The sequence below is a fragment of the Shimia sp. NS0008-38b genome (assembly GCF_040370365.1).
GTDB lineage: Bacteria > Pseudomonadota > Alphaproteobacteria > Rhodobacterales > Rhodobacteraceae > Shimia.
On the sequence record NZ_BAABWQ010000001.1, the window covers coordinates 42,062 to 56,750 of the forward strand.

General features: G+C 55.6%; 10 protein-coding genes. 7 read left to right on the forward strand and 3 right to left on the reverse strand.

The window, feature by feature from the left end:
- Positions 1–245: 245 nt before the first annotated feature.
- The 3 genes from ABWV47_RS00225 (at position 246) to ABWV47_RS00235 (ending at position 2,736) form a co-directional block, all read left to right on the forward strand.
- Complete coding sequence (locus tag ABWV47_RS00225; RefSeq protein ID WP_353307814.1) at positions 246–845, forward strand: superoxide dismutase; 600 nt, start codon at positions 246–248, stop codon at positions 843–845.
- A 4-nt stretch (positions 846–849) separates the two neighbouring features.
- The gene (locus ABWV47_RS00230) at positions 850–1,743 is read left to right on the forward strand and encodes a metallophosphoesterase (protein WP_353307815.1); all 894 of its coding nucleotides are present in this window, start codon (positions 850–852) and stop codon (positions 1,741–1,743) included.
- Between the two features lie 228 nt (positions 1,744–1,971).
- Positions 1,972–2,736, forward strand: a complete 765-nt coding sequence (locus ABWV47_RS00235; RefSeq protein WP_353307816.1) for a siderophore-interacting protein — start codon at positions 1,972–1,974, stop codon at positions 2,734–2,736.
- Between the two features lie 4 nt (positions 2,737–2,740).
- Here ABWV47_RS00235 and ABWV47_RS00240 read toward each other — a convergent pair whose 3' ends face one another.
- Positions 2,741–3,292, reverse strand: coding sequence for an LOG family protein (locus ABWV47_RS00240; protein ID WP_353307818.1), 552 nt, complete (start codon positions 3,290–3,292; stop codon positions 2,741–2,743).
- A 99-nt stretch (positions 3,293–3,391) separates the two neighbouring features.
- Here ABWV47_RS00240 and ABWV47_RS00245 point away from each other — a divergent pair, with 99 nt between their 5' ends.
- Positions 3,392–5,254 (forward strand): LysM peptidoglycan-binding domain-containing protein, encoded by a 1,863-nt coding sequence (locus ABWV47_RS00245; RefSeq protein WP_353307819.1) that lies wholly within the window; start codon positions 3,392–3,394, stop codon positions 5,252–5,254.
- Positions 5,255–5,328: 74 nt separating this feature from the next.
- Positions 5,329–7,149 (forward strand): ABCB family ABC transporter ATP-binding protein/permease, encoded by a 1,821-nt coding sequence (locus ABWV47_RS00250; RefSeq protein WP_353307820.1) that lies wholly within the window; start codon positions 5,329–5,331, stop codon positions 7,147–7,149.
- A gap of 102 nt (positions 7,150–7,251) precedes the next feature.
- Here the strand turns inward: ABWV47_RS00250 and ABWV47_RS00255 are convergent, their stop codons facing one another.
- Positions 7,252–11,139 (reverse strand): efflux RND transporter permease subunit, encoded by a 3,888-nt coding sequence (locus tag ABWV47_RS00255; RefSeq protein ID WP_353307821.1) that lies wholly within the window; start codon positions 11,137–11,139, stop codon positions 7,252–7,254.
- Positions 11,136–12,410 carry an efflux RND transporter periplasmic adaptor subunit gene (locus ABWV47_RS00260; protein ID WP_353307822.1) on the reverse strand — a complete coding sequence of 425 codons (1,275 nt, stop codon included), beginning with the start codon at positions 12,408–12,410 and terminating at the stop codon, positions 11,136–11,138. Before ABWV47_RS00260 ends, ABWV47_RS00255 begins: the two co-directional genes overlap by 4 nt.
- Positions 12,411–12,637: 227 nt before the next feature.
- Here ABWV47_RS00260 and ABWV47_RS00265 point away from each other — a divergent pair, with 227 nt between their 5' ends.
- On the forward strand, positions 12,638–13,318 hold the full coding sequence (locus tag ABWV47_RS00265; RefSeq protein WP_353307823.1) for a tetratricopeptide repeat protein: 681 nt from the start codon (positions 12,638–12,640) through the stop codon (positions 13,316–13,318).
- 26 nt (positions 13,319–13,344) lie between these two features.
- The gene (locus tag ABWV47_RS00270) at positions 13,345–14,643 is read left to right on the forward strand and encodes a PQQ-like beta-propeller repeat protein (protein ID WP_353307824.1); all 1,299 of its coding nucleotides are present in this window, start codon (positions 13,345–13,347) and stop codon (positions 14,641–14,643) included.
- Positions 14,644–14,689 lie beyond the last annotated feature (46 nt).

Sequence of the window (14,689 nt, forward strand, 5' to 3'; positions counted from 1 at the left end):
CGCCAAAGAAACGGGGGCCTTGTCGGCACAATGAACGCAAACACCCGCACCTGAATGCCTCGGTTTTGGACCGCAACAGCGTCCTTACCACCTGCGATGTGCCAGATTGGTCTGCAAAGACGCGCCTGAAACTCTCGTTGTACGTGCCTTCGATCTAAGAAGATGCGCCTTTGCCCTTGACCTTACCTATCATTCGCCCCCATCTGTCAGCAAAGATAACTCGCGCAACAGAAGAGGATGCTGCAATGGCTTTTGAACTCCCTGATCTTCCATATGCCCACGACGCTCTGGCCGACAAAGGCATGTCCGCAGAGACGCTGGAATTCCACCACGATCTGCACCACAATGCATATGTGACCAATGGCAACGCTGCCATCGCCGGCACCGAGTGGGACGGCAAAACGCTCGAAGAGATCATTGTTGGCACCTACGACGCCAATGCAGTTGCCCAAAACGGCATCTTCAACAACATCTCTCAGCTGTGGAACCACAATCAGTTCTGGGAAATGATGGGCCCAGGCACATCCGCTATGCCCGGTGAGCTGGAAAAAGCGCTGGTTGAGGCATTTGGTTCCGTTGACGAATTCAAGTCTCAGTTCTCCGCAGCAGGTGCTGGTCAGTTCGGCTCCGGTTGGGCTTGGCTTGTGAAAAACGCCGACGGTTCCCTGGCAGTGACAAAAACCGAAAACGGCGTGAACCCGCTGTGCTTCGGTCAGACGGCGCTTCTGGGTTGTGATGTATGGGAGCACTCCTACTACATCGACTTCCGCAACAAGCGTCCTGTTTACCTGACCAACTTCTTGGACAACCTTGTGAACTGGGAGAACGTCGCATCCCGGATGTGATCGTTTGACCCGTAGAGGTTTCTTAAAAGGCCTGCTGGGAGTGATCCTGGCAGGCCTTTTTGCGGCCACCTATGGCTTTTTTGTAGAGCCCGCGCTTCGACTGCGCGTAAAGCGTTGGCGCATCAGACGGGACGACTGGACCGCACCACCGCTGAAAATTGCGGTATTGGCGGACTTGCATGTTGGCGAGCCCTACATCGGGACACATCGGATAGAGCGTCTGGTCAAACGCGCCAACGCGTTAGGTGCGGATATGATCCTATTGCTTGGCGACTACGCCGCCGGGCATCGCTTTGTGACCCGTCATGTACCCATTGCGGAGGTCGCGCCGATACTCAGCAAACTACAAGCGCCGCACGGCGTTTTTGCAGTGCTTGGAAATCACGACTGGTGGGATGATCCGGATGCACAAAAAAGGGGGGCTGGTCCCAACCTCTATGCCGACGCGCTAAATGCTGTTGGCATTTCAGTGCTCTCCAATGAGGCACGCAAGATACCAACCGCTGGCATCTGGATTGCGGGCCTCGAAGACCAATTGGCTATTGTGCGCGGAGCAGGGCGGTATGACGGGTTGGATGATCTGCCTGCAACACTCCACCAGATTGCAGATGACGGCGCGCCGGTGGTGATGATGGCGCATGAACCCGACATTTTTGCAAAAATGCCCAAACGTGTATCCTTGACGCTGTCCGGTCATACACATGGCGGACAAGTGCGCTTGTTTGGCTGGTCGCCGATTGTACCGTCTCGCTATGGCAATCGTTACGCCTACGGGCATGTGCGCGAGGATGGGCGCGATTTGGTTGTGTCAGGGGGGATTGGCTGTTCGATCATGCCCGTCAGATTTGGAGTGGTTCCCGAGATCACGGTGATCGAGATTTCTTCCAAAGAGCTCTAAACATCTCCGTGCAAAGCGGCTTGGTGAGATGCGTCAATGCGAGTTGTGGCAAGCAAAGCTCCGGCTGTCCGGGCGCGCAACCACGCATTTCAACATGAAATAGGCAGAGCCAAGACCAAAATTGGTCTCGGCTAGGCTTTTGGGTTCAAAATGCACCCAAGTACTTGATTATTTTTGTCGGATAGCGATATCTACGCTGAAACCCCTAACGTTCGTAAGGAAACTGTCATGGCAAAACCACAACCGCGCATGCTCGAGGTGCTGGGCACCGAGCACATCACTCCGAATATGTTGCGTGTTAACTTGGGCGGTGACGGGCTGAACGGCTTCCCTGAAGGGCGGGAAGGTGGATACGTTAAGTTTGTCTTTCCAGATGCGCCCCGGACCAACCCTGAGCGCCCGGTGATGCGTACCTATTCGGTGCGCGCTTATGATCCGGCGGCAGGCGTTTTGACAGTTGATTTTGCTTTGCATGGCGACAGCGGTGGCATAGCGACAGATTGGGCGCTTAATGCACAGGTCGGTGACCAGATATTGGTGGGCGGCCCGGGGACCGTAAAAATGGCCAGTCCCGAAGCAGATTGGGTTTTGCTGGCGGGTGACATGACCGCATTTCCCGCACTGATGTGTAACTTTTTACAGCTACCATCAACCGCCAAAGGTTACGCGGTGATCGAAATCACATCAGAGGCGGACAAGCAGGATTTGGGGCTCCCCGCGGGTGTCGAAGTGCATTGGGTTGTCACGCCGTCCCCTGAAAAAGCTGAGGGCAGATTGGTCGAACGCATCAAATCGCTGCCGTGGCTCGCAGGGGATGTCTTTGTGTGGACCGCGTGTGAGTTTGACGCCATGCGGGCGCTGCGCAGCTATTATCGCAACGACCGCGGCGTGGGCCGCGATCAGATTTATCTGTCCAGCTACTGGCGTGCCGGTCGTACCGAAGACCAGCACAAAATCGACAAGCAAAAAGAAGCAACAGCCGCCGCTGCCTGATGTATCAGGCCAGATTCCTGTCGAGCACTGTAACAAGTTCAGGAACATCTGTGGCAACAGTGATGAAGTCTTTTAATGTGGGGTCTGCGAAACCCTGCGCAATGACGTGATCCACCAATCCAATCAATGGATCCCAAAATCCATTGATGTTGAGCAGGACAATGGGCTTGGCGTGCAGCTCCAGCTGCCGCCAAGTCAGCACCTCAAAGAACTCATCCAGCGAACCTGCACCGCCCGGCAACACCACAATTGCGTCGCTGTTCATAAACATGACCTTTTTGCGCTCATGCATGTTTTCAGTCACGATGAACTTGGTGAGGTCCGTTTTACCGACCTCCCATTCCAAAAGGTGGGTGGGGATCACGCCGAAGGTTTCAGCGCCCGCTTTTTGGGCTGCATTGGCCACCGCGCCCATCAAACCCACGTCACCTGCGCCATAGACCAGCCGCCAATCTTTGGCGGCAAACAGCGCGCCAAAGCTTTCTGCCGCCGTCTGATACACAGCATCATTACCAGAACGTGAGCCGCAAAAGACACAAATCGAGCGCGTGGTCATGAAATTCTCCAATATGTTCAATGCTCTTTTGACCACCCATAGCTTGGTTGATAAGGTCTCTCAACCAAGATGGCAGCCGATTTCGGGGGATAAGCGGCGATGAGTGAAAAAGCGTCAATACTCAGTGGAAATGCGGTTTGGGTCGCCGGGATCGTGGTGGCGATGGGAGCTTCAGTCTTTGCATTGGTTTCGACGGGCGCGTTGGACGGCAGCGACCCGGCACCATCTGAGCGCTCTGTAGAGGCCCCGCAACAAGAAACGGAGGCGCCATCAGCGCCTGTTGAAACTGTTGTTCAAGACGAAACGCAGCCAGTGGAAGCGGTTTCCAGCGTGACCGCAACAGAAGAGCCCGTAGAAACAGAAGAGCCCTTAGAAACTGAAGCGACCCCCAACGTGGATGCCGCGACAACTGCTGAGACGTCTGAGGACATTGAAACGGCTGTCGTTGCGGAGCAGGTCGCAGAAGACGTTGCAGTACCGGTGGTGTCACCGACGTTTGATCTGGTGCGCGTCGACGCAGAGGGCAACACGGTGATCGCGGGGGCAGCCACACCGAATGCGATGTTGGGCATTTTGCTGGATGGGGCAGAGATTGCTCTGGCGCCGACAGATGCCTCTGGGAAGTTCGCTGCTATTTTGACCATCGAGCCAAGTGAGGCGCCGCGAGTCCTGAGCCTCGTCGAGCGTCGTGACGATGGTGATATACCTTCGGATGCCACTGTCATTGTTGCGCCGATATTGGCTGTAACTGCCTCGGTTGTTCCGTCTGAGGAAAGCGCTGTTGCACAGAGTTCAGATGAGATTGAAGCGCGGGTTGATGACGGTGACTCAGTTGTTGAGACGGCAGTAAATGACATTAAAGAAGTCGTAGAACCTGTTGTAAAAGAAAATATTAGTGCGGTTCAAGGTGGTGTCGATGCGGCAACGTCAGAACTCGAAACAGCTGTCGCCGTCCCCAATAGCAATGAGACAGCTACCGACGTAGAATCCGTTGCGCAGGAACAAGCGAAGGTTGCCACCGCACCCAAGGCGCCTGCTGTCATCGTGTCGGATTCCGACGGTGTACGTGTGGTGCAACCCGCAGCGCCAGTTGAGGCCACGCCGGAGCTTCTCGCAGCCGTCAGCATCGACTCGATCAGTTACACTGATACGGGGGCTGTTATGGTCTCCGGTCGCGGCAATGCAGGCCTTTTTGTGCGTCTCTATCTGGACAATACTCTTGCTGCAGAAAGCGCGATAGCGGATGCGGGCCTATGGTCCAGCGAGCTTACGGATGTGGCGGGAGGTCTTTATGAGTTGCGCGCAGATGAGGTGGACAAAACCGGCAAAGTGATCTCGCGGGTGGTGACACCGTTTAAGCGTGAGACCCCCGAAACGGTCGCTCTGGCACGTGCTCAGGCGGATGAAGCCGCAACAACTCAGGCCGAAGAAGAGCCCGCTGTTGAAAGTGTGCAAACGCCTCCTGCGCAAGAGACACAGCTTCAAACGGCCACTCAAACAGAAACGCCAGCATCAGATGAAAAGGACACTGTTGTCGCGGCGGAAGTGGCACCCACAGACCCTGCGCCTGTCGAAATCACAGCAGAACCTGTGGCAGAGGCAACCGAAGAAACCTCCTCTGACAGTGTAGCGCAAACGGCTGATGCACCAAAGGCCGCAGAAGGCGATGTCGCGGTGTCGGCTCCCAAAGCGCCAGCTGTCGAAGCGGCACGCACAGCTGGAGATGGAGCGGCAACGGCACCAGTGATCGCCGCGGTGACGCAGCCAGATACCACACCGGCGGAGGCCCCGGCCGCGGTTAGAATTGTGACAGTACAACCTGGCTCTTCTCTCTGGGCAATTGCACGAGATCGCTACGGCGAGGGCCAGTTTTACCTTCGAGTGTTTGAAGCCAACCAAGACAAGATACGTGATCCGGATCTGATCTACCCAGGCCAAGTCTTTACGGTTCCCGAAGAATAGTCATACACGGGGCTGGCATGTCCCTGTTGCAGTGACTAAGTTTGCCCCGCTCACCAAAACGCAAGGCAGGCAGAATGGCTCAATGGCACACGGCTTCGGCTGAGGAACTGGTACGCAACGAACAGCGCTCTGGGTGGCGTACCATCCGCAAGGTTTCCCCGTATCTTTGGCCCGCAGATAAGCCATGGGTAAAGTATCGGGTTATCGTGGCGTTGCTGATGCTTCTGGCGTCCAAGACCATCGCTGTCTATGCGCCCATGCTATACAAAGGCGCTGTGGACGCTTTGGCTGGAGAGGGTGTGCCGCCGCTTGCTTTGGGCGCTGTTGGGCTGACGGTGGCCTACGGCATGACCCGGCTTCTGACCAACGGATTTCAACAGCTGCGTGACGCGGTGTTTGCCAAGGTCGCACAGCGCGCCTTGCGGCAACTTGCGCTGGAGACCTTTGAACATATCCATCGCTTGTCAATGCGCTACCATATCACCCGCAAGACCGGTGGCCTTAGCCGCATCATCGAACGCGGCGTGAAGGGTGTCGAGTTTTTGCTGCGGTTCTTGTTGTTCTCAATCGGGCCTTTGGTGCTCGAGTTGCTGATGATTTCAGCGATATTTTACTGGCTTTTTGATGCGCGCTACCTCGCAGTGGTCGGAGTGACCATTGCGATTTACATTTGGTTTACGTTCAAAGTCACTGAATGGCGCGTGAAATTGCGCCGCAAGATGAATGATCAAGACACGGACGCCAACCAAAAGGCAATCGACAGCCTTCTGAACTTTGAAACAGTCAAATATTTCGGTGCGGAGAAGCGCGAAGCCGCACGCTATGATGCAGCCATGGCGGGCTATGAAGAGGCGGCGCTAAAGACCTCTTATTCTTTGGCTTTCCTGAACTTCGGGCAGTCATTTTTGATCACCTCAGGATTGGTGATGGTCATGGTTTTGGCCGCTGTAGGCGTGCAGAACGGCGACCTGACGGTGGGCGACTTTGTGATGGTCAATGCCTATATGATCCAGATCACCATGCCGCTGAATTTCCTTGGCACAGTGTACCGTGAAATCCGACAGGCGCTTGTGGACATGGGGGAAATGTTTGACCTGCTTGAGCAACCCTCCGAGGTGGCTGACAAGCCAAACGCAAAGGCGATTGCCATCACCGAAGGCCGCATTCAACTTGACGATTTGCACTTCGGTTACGAACCGGAACGCACAATCCTAAACGGTGTCAGTCTTGAAGTGCCCGGCGGTCAAACTGTTGCAATTGTGGGCGCGTCGGGATCTGGAAAGTCCACGATTGGACGTCTGTTGTTCCGATTTTATGATGTGCAGGGTGGCGCTCTGCGCATTGACGGACAAGATGTGCGTGACGTCAGCCAAGAGAGCCTGCATGACGTCATTGGCGTTGTGCCGCAAGACACAGTGCTGTTCAACGACACCATCCGCTACAACATCGCTTACGGGCGCGATGGCGCCACGCACGAAGAGATTGTCGCGGCCGCCAAGGCTGCTCAGATTCATGATTTCATCGCAGCGCTGCCAGATGGGTATGAAACAGCGGTGGGCGAACGGGGCCTGAAACTTTCCGGTGGCGAAAAACAGCGGGTTGGGATTGCGCGGACGCTGTTGAAGAACCCGCCGATCCTGTTGTTGGATGAAGCCACCTCGGCGCTGGACACAGAAACCGAACAGGGCATCAAAGAAGCACTGGCACATGCAGGCGAGGGCCGCACGGTCATCACCATCGCACACCGTCTGTCAACAATTGCGGAAGCTGATCAGATTGTGGTGCTGGAAAAAGGCGAAGTGGTAGAGCAGGGCACCCACAGCACTTTGCTGGAGAAACATGGTCGCTATGCCCAGCTCTGGACCCGCCAGCAAGCAGATGAGGACGCCGCGTAACTGCGGCGGAACGATCGAACGAACACAGCGCCTGCAATTGTATCTTCAAATTAAAAAGCCCGCGCTGGTCTGCGCGGGCTTTTTAGTTCTCAGTGGTTGCGGTTACTCGGCCGCCTTGACGTCGCCGGTGTCTGGCTCGTCATTGGCAGGCTTTTTGTCCCCCATGCGGGGCGCTTCCACTTCTGGCGCAAGATCATCAGAGTTGACCTGCTGAATCTCCTGCTTGGCTCTCAACGATGTGTCCGCCACGGAAGGTGGCAAACCATCACGTGTGTCGTCTTCGTCCCACATCAGTACAGGATGGTGCACTTTGCGGGCAGCACGGCGCAGAGCCCAATCTTCGCCCGCACGCGACGCCCGGCCCATGGACATGCGTGCCAATAGGCGCATCATCCAAGAAAAGTATGTGCTGGCCCACACCCGAAGCGCCAACATTGACGGCGTGAACACGAGCGTGAGCACGGTCGCGATGCCCAAACCGAACACCACTGCCGTCGCCAGTTGTTTCCACCACAGTGACGTCGGGCTGTCGATCGAATACCCGCCGTTGATGAAATCAAGGCTCAGGCCAAACATCATCGGGGCCAAACCGGCCATTGTGGTGATTGTTGTCAGCAAAACAGGGCGGATACGGCTTTGCGCGGTGCGCACAATCGCATCAATGCGCGGCATGTATTGACTGTATTCCTGATAGGTGTCGATCAGAACAATGTTGTTGTTCACCACAATCCCCGCCAAAGCCACAATACCGGTACCGGTCATGATGATCGAGAAGGTCTGATCCATCACCAGCATGCCCACAAGCACACCAGCCGTGGACAAGATCACTGCCAAGAGCACCAGCACAGAGTTGTAGAAGCTGTTGAACTGCGCCAGAAGGATCACAAACATCAACCCCAACGCTGCTGAAAACGCACTGGTCAAGAAGGCTGCAGACTCGGCCTGTTCTTCCTGATCGCCGGTCCATTCCCAACTCACAGATCGATCAAAAGGTGATGTGTTGAGCCATTCAGTCAAAAATTCGGTGCGTTCTGAAGGGGTGATCGGTACCTTGCGTGCACCCTCATCAAGCGCGGTCTGAACCTGTTGCGTGCTTGTTGCATCAATCAACGTATGGATCTCAAACGTCTCTCCAGTATCGGTGCTGACCACGGGGCCTGCGGCAACCGAACCTTCTGGGACCGATTTGAGCAATGCCGCCACGCTGCTTGTGTCATCTTGCCCGGACACCAGCTTAACCAGCCCCGGTTCAATGTCAGCTTTCACATCGTAGAAGCGTTCCTGATCGATGCGGCTGATCGATGCGCGTTTGGGCACCGGCACGCGCGTGATGAAGTTTGACAAAGGCACGAGACCTTCGTTGGTGCGCACTTTGATCGTGTCCAATGTGGACAGAACGCGGTCTTCATCGGGCAATCGCAGGCGGATTTCGATTTCTTCATCTGAGCTGTTTACCCGCATCGTATCCAGCAAGATCCCGCGCGTCACAAGCTGCACCATCGCGCCAACTGTGGCGACATCTGCGCCATAACGTCCGGCTTTGGCCACATCCACATCGATCTGCCAATCGATACCGGGCAGAGGCAAGGTGTCTTCGACAAGGATCAAACCTGGCGTCGCCTCAAAGGTGTCGCGCGCCGCCAATGCCGCTGCATTCAAACTGTCCCAGCCGTCACCGCGCAATCGAAGATGGATTGGTTTGCCTGATCCTGGGCCTTGTTCAATGGGTTTGGTTTCCACAAAGAAACCGGACAGTTTCGCCAGCTCAGCATTAAGCTCGTCAAGCACCCTGTTGCCGTCAAAGGCAGGGGCAGTGACTTCGCGTTCCAGCAAATCAAAAAACCACTTCTCTCGCACCGTGGGACGTTCATCCCATGGAATGATCTCAAACTGTACTTGGCCGATTGTATCTTGGGGAGAGTCTCCGCCACCCGGACCACCGGTGTCCAAACCACCTTCGCCGGCAAAGGAGAACACGTTGACCACAGCAGGATGCGCCATGATGATCTCTTCGGCAGCGCGTACCATGTCGTCTTTTTCTGTCAATGACAGGTTGCCGCGCGCGCGCACCAAAGCAGTGGCCTGTTCTGGCTCTGTGTCGACGAAAAATTCGACGCCGTTGCTGTTCTCTCCGAAGTAGGTCAGCACCGACATCACCAGAAAGATAACACTGGCGATTGTTACGATGGGCATCACCGGATTGCCAACTATGAACCGGATCATGTGTCCAAACGCATTGTGACGGAACCCTGCCGTGACTTTCTTACGTTTGAACGAAATTTCCGCCGCACTTAGGGTGATTGAGGCCGCAAAGGCAGAGGCAACAAACATAATAGAGCCAATAACAACGGGCGCTGCACCGCCGCTGTCTACTGGCAACAGATACGCTGGATTGAGCATCTGCATGACACTGACAAACATGCCATACAGCGCAACGGGTACCAGACCTGCGCGCACCACCCACGGCAGTCGCGCCTTCAGAACACGCGACGCTCGATCAAACATCCGGCTCAAACGGCCGGAAATACCGCCAACCACCGGCAGGTAAATCAGCGCCACCAGCAGGGACGCTGACAAAACAAAGATCATTGTGACCGGCAACATGCCCATAAATTCGCCCGGCACACCCGGCCAGAACAGCATTGGCAAAAAGGCGCAAAGTGTTGTCGCAGTCGAACTGACAATCGGCCAGAACATGCGTTGCGCCGCCTCAACATAAGCGTGCATCGGGCCCGTGCCCTCTTTGATGCGTTTGTCGGCGTATTCCACAACCACAATGGCGCCATCCACCAGCATGCCCACAGCCAGAATAAGGCCGAACATCACCATGTTGGAGATTGTCACGCCCATCAGCGCAAGGAATGCAAAACACAGCAGGAAGGAGGCTGGAATAGCAAAGCCCACCAACATGGCCGCGCGGCTGCCCAAAGCGGCCAAAACCACAATCATAACCAGCGCGACTGCGGTCAGCACGGAGCCTTCCAGCTGACTCACCATAGAGCCGACAGTTCGGCTTTGGTCATTGGATGTGCCCACCTCAACTGCGGCTTTCAATTCCTCAGGCCAGCTTTCTTGGGCTTTCTCAAGCGTCTCTTTAATCTGATCGACCGTGTCGATGATGTTGTAGCCCTTGCCTTTGACAATCTGCAGCGCAACGGTTTTTTCTCCGTCAAACCGCGCGGTTCCGGTGCGGTCCTCAAAGGTGAAATTGATCTCTGCAAGGTCTCCGAGGGTGATGATCCGGTCCCCATTGGTTTTCACCGGTAGGGCATAGATATCGCTTACATCATCAAACGAAGACGGAATCTTGACTGAAAATGTACCTTGATTGGTTTCAATTTCGCCAGCTGCGATCAGCTGGTTGTTGTTGCGAACAACATTGATCACCTCGGCTGCAGTGATGTTGTAGGATTCCAATCGCAGCGGGTCGATCACAACTTCGACCATTTCATCCCTGTTGCCGGCAATGGCCGCTTCAAGCACAGCATCAATCGCCTCAAAATCGTCCTGCAAATCCTTTGCGAGACGGGCCATAGTACGTTCAGGCACGTCGCCAGAAAGGCTGACGATGACAATCGGAAACTCGGAAAAGTTGATTTCGGTGATGGTGTATTGCTCAGCGCCCTCAGGGAACTTTGACTGCGCCGAATTCATCGCATCGCGCACATCTGCAATCGTTGCGCTTTTGTCCCATCCGAAATCGAACTCCAACAACAAGGAAGCATGGTTCTCTGCTGCGATGCCTGTCATTTGATCAAGACCGTCCAAATCGACGGTCTCGGTTTCCATGGGCTTCACCAGCAGGCTTTCTGCGTCCTCAGCAGAAATACCCGGGTAGCTGACCGAGACATATAAGATCGGGATGTCGATGTCCGGCTCGCCCTCTTTGGGCAAGCTGGCGTAAGAAAATGCGCCCACCACAAGAGAAATTGCGATGAACGCGAGGATCATTCGGGCCCGTTCAGAGGCCCAGGTAATGGCGCCGGTCATTGTTCGTACTCCCGGAACGTTGGATCGACACGTACGCCTTCCGTGACAAACTCTTGACCCACAACAATCACATCGGCCTCCTCGGGCAAGCCACCAACCCAGATTCCGTCAGTCCCATCTTGCAACACCTCGGTGGCCGCGAAGAAGACTGTGTTGGTCTTATCAACCAATCGGACACCCAGCGTGCCGTCATCATTCAGCGTCAACGCAGACTGAGGCACCAAATGTGCCTTCACCCCATCAGCAGAAATGGCGATTTCAGCCGTCTGACCGTCGCGGATTTTTAGGTCTGGGTTTGGAACTGTAATCTCAACCCGGAACGTACGCGTCAGGGGGTCAGATGAACGTGACACAAACGTCACTTGGCCCGAGACCTCTTGACCGGTTGTCAACCGCGCACCAGCCAAGGAGCCTTCGTAGACGCGGTTCACTTCGGTTTCCGGGACATATGCCACGACACGTATCGGATCCAGACGCATGACTGTGCCACAAAGGCTGCCGGGCTGCATCAGACTGCCAAGCTCGGCGGTCTTGCTTTCTAAGATGCCATCAAACGGGGCCACGATAGAAACACGCTCCATTTCACGTTCTGCAGCGGCCACCAAAGCTTCGGCTGATTCGATTCCAGCTTGAGTGCTTTCGAGCCCGGACGTGGCCGACTGGATCGATGCCTCCGCAGCTCGCACGCTTGCGGCAGTGCTTGCAACACGTGTCGAGGACGCAAAGCCTCCTTCAGACAATTTGCGAGCGGCATTGTCGTTGATCTTGGCTTCTTCCAGTCGCGCCTCTGCTTCCAGCACCGATGCTTGAGCAGAAGGAATCCGTGCTTTCGCCTCCAACAGGCGCGCTTTGGCTTCTGCCAAAACAGCTTCTCTGGTGCCGACATCTAGGCGACACATCTCTTGGCCGGCTGTCACATGGGTGCCGCGTCTCAAGGGTTCGGTCACCACCAATCCGCTTGTCTCCGCGCGCAGCTCGACTTCGCGATCCGCCTCTGTTTCGCCACGTAAAACAACCGCGCTGTCGATTTGACGCGCTTGGCTGTGCGCCACGACCACGCGCACCAATGCGGCGGCTGAGACCTTTTCGAGTGTCTCAGCGCCGGTCGCGGCAGTGTTTGCACTGTCTGTGCTTGGTGAAGTCGTGACCTCTTCGGCCTCGGTTTCGGTTGGCGTGCCTGTTGCAAACGCCAATAGGCGATCTCGTTCAACCACGATCATAAAAAGAAATGCCGTCACAATTAGTGCGGTGAGAAACGGAATAAGCCGCATCTGCTAGCCCCTGTCTTGAAAAGCGCACCCCTCCGCGCGCAAAATATTGAAGGTCATATTGGCGTTAAGGACGCCAGAAACAACCTAAACTACGCAAATTTGAACTGATGAGTCCAAAAAAGATCTGGGGTGGGGGCATTTTGCCCCGAATTTTGCCCCCATAGTCACGGTACTTGGCACTTTCAAAACAAACGGATAAGACAGAGCAAACCAATGGGAGAGCAGGCGTGAGCAATACCGACAGTTTCATCGAGGAAGTCACAGAAGAGGTCCGTCGGGACCGTGTGTTTGGTTTGATGCGTCGCTATGGCTGGATCGCTGTTTTGGGGGTCGTGGCCATTGTTGGTGCGGCTGCAGCAAACGAAGTTCGCAAAAACAATGCGCGTGCTGCTGCTCAGGATACAGGTGACGCTTTGATCGCCGCTGTGTCTTCCAGCGAAGCGTCTGAACGGGTCGATGCGCTCGCCGGTTTGACAACTGATTCTGCCAATGCGCAGGTCATTGCTGATCTGCTGCTGGCCACGCACCAGCTGGAAGTCGATGCCGGTGAAGATGCGACTGCGACGCTAGAAGGCCTCGTGACCAGTGCGCAAGACATGCCAGATATCTACCGCCAAATTGCTGCGTTCAAAGCGGTGTTGGCGCAAGGGGCTGACACGCCGGCGGCAGACCGCCGACTGGCGCTTGAAGCTTTGGCGGCACCGGGACTGCCGCTATCACTTCTGGCACGTGAACAACTCGCGCTTCTGACCCTCGAAGAAGGGGACGCAGAGGGCGCGATTTCGCAATTGCAAGAGCTGCTGCAGGACGCAGCTGTTACGGCAGGCTTGCGTCGCCGGGCGTCTCAGTTGATTGTGGCTTTGGGCGGAACGCCTGAAAATGCCTTCGGCGCAGTGGCAGACCAATAAGAATACAATGGGTGAGGGCCTGTGCAGTGACACGTAAGATTTGGATGCTCGCAGCGGGAGCCGCCGTTTTCTTGGCAGCGTGCCAAGAAAAAGAAGTTGTCTTGGTTGGCGAGCGGGAAGACCTAATTCCTTTGGGCGAAGTGACCTCAAATGAAAGCCCCGCTATTCGGCTCCCGGCGCAAAGCCAAAATGCCAGCTGGACCCACCGGATTGGAACGCAGAAGTACCGCACCGAGAATGCGGCGCTATCGACACGCCCAAACCTGATCTGGTCCTCTGGTGTTGGAAAAGGCGAGTCGCGTAAAAACCGCATAACCGCTGATCCAATTGTAGCAGATGGTCGCGTGTTTACGGTGGATGCAGAAGCCACCGTCACCGCAACGTCAACAGCTGGTCAGTTGTTGTGGAGCCGTGATTTGACGCCTGTTCACGATAAGGCTGGGCAAGCGTCCACCGGTGGTTTGGCATACGGTGATGGCAAAGTGTTTGTAACCACTGGTTTCGGCAGTTTGCGTGCCCTAGACCCTGCAACCGGCGCAGACCTTTGGGAGCAAAAATTTCAAGCGGTCGGCAGCGGCACACCTACAGTCTACGATGATCTGGTTTATGCGGTGTCAGGTGATGCCACAGGGTGGGCCATAGAAACCGCCACTGGCAAAGTTGCCTGGCAATTGGTGTCCATCCCAACGGTACAAAACGTACAAAGCCCCGCGGCACCGGCGGTCACGGATCGTCTGGTGATCTTCCCATATGGGTCGGGCGAAATTCAGGGCGCCTTTCGGCGAGGCGGCGTATCACGCTGGACTGTAGGTCTGTCGGATGCCCGCCAAGGGCGCGCGGTCAACACAGTGGGCGACATTTCTGGCGATCCAGTTGTGGTGGGGAATACTGCCTATGTGGCAAACCATTCCGGCCGCATGGCGTCGATAGATCTGGAAACCGGCACTCGGAACTGGACATCGGAACATGGCGCTCTGAGCCCGGTATTTCCGGCAGGCGGATCACTGTTTTTGGTTTCGGAAATCAATGAGTTGCTTCGATTGGATGCCAGCGATGGCACCCGCATCTGGAGCGTAACGCTGCCCCAGTTTGTAAAAGATAAGCCGCGCAAGCAGACAGAAGTCCACGCGCACTATGGGCCCATCTTGGCTGGCGGTCAGTTGGTTGTCGCCTCCTCTGATGAGCGCATTCGCTTTTATGATCCGCAATCAGGTGCGCTGACCTATTCCATAGAACTGCCTCATGGTGCCGCGACCAATCCGGTTGTTGCAGGAGGCGTGCTCTACGTTGTGAACCGCAAAGGCGAATTGTACGCTTTCCGTTGACGCAATAATGGTATATCGGAGCGACTTCAGACGTTCCGGAGACCTG

Excerpts from the sequence above, each read along its gene's own strand:
- ABWV47_RS00225 (WP_353307814.1), top strand. The coding sequence starts at position 246 with ATGGCTTTTGAACTCCCTGATCTTCCATATGCCCACGACGCTCTGGCC.
- ABWV47_RS00250 (WP_353307820.1), top strand. The coding sequence starts at position 5,329 with ATGGCTCAATGGCACACGGCTTCGGCTGAGGAACTGGTACGCAACGAA.
- ABWV47_RS00260 (WP_353307822.1), bottom strand. The coding sequence starts at position 12,410 with ATGCGGCTTATTCCGTTTCTCACCGCACTAATTGTGACGGCATTTCTT.
- ABWV47_RS00235 (WP_353307816.1), top strand. The coding sequence starts at position 1,972 with ATGGCAAAACCACAACCGCGCATGCTCGAGGTGCTGGGCACCGAGCAC.
- ABWV47_RS00255 (WP_353307821.1), bottom strand. The coding sequence starts at position 11,139 with ATGACCGGCGCCATTACCTGGGCCTCTGAACGGGCCCGAATGATCCTC.
- ABWV47_RS00245 (WP_353307819.1), top strand. The coding sequence starts at position 3,392 with ATGAGTGAAAAAGCGTCAATACTCAGTGGAAATGCGGTTTGGGTCGCC.
- ABWV47_RS00240 (WP_353307818.1), bottom strand. The coding sequence starts at position 3,292 with ATGACCACGCGCTCGATTTGTGTCTTTTGCGGCTCACGTTCTGGTAAT.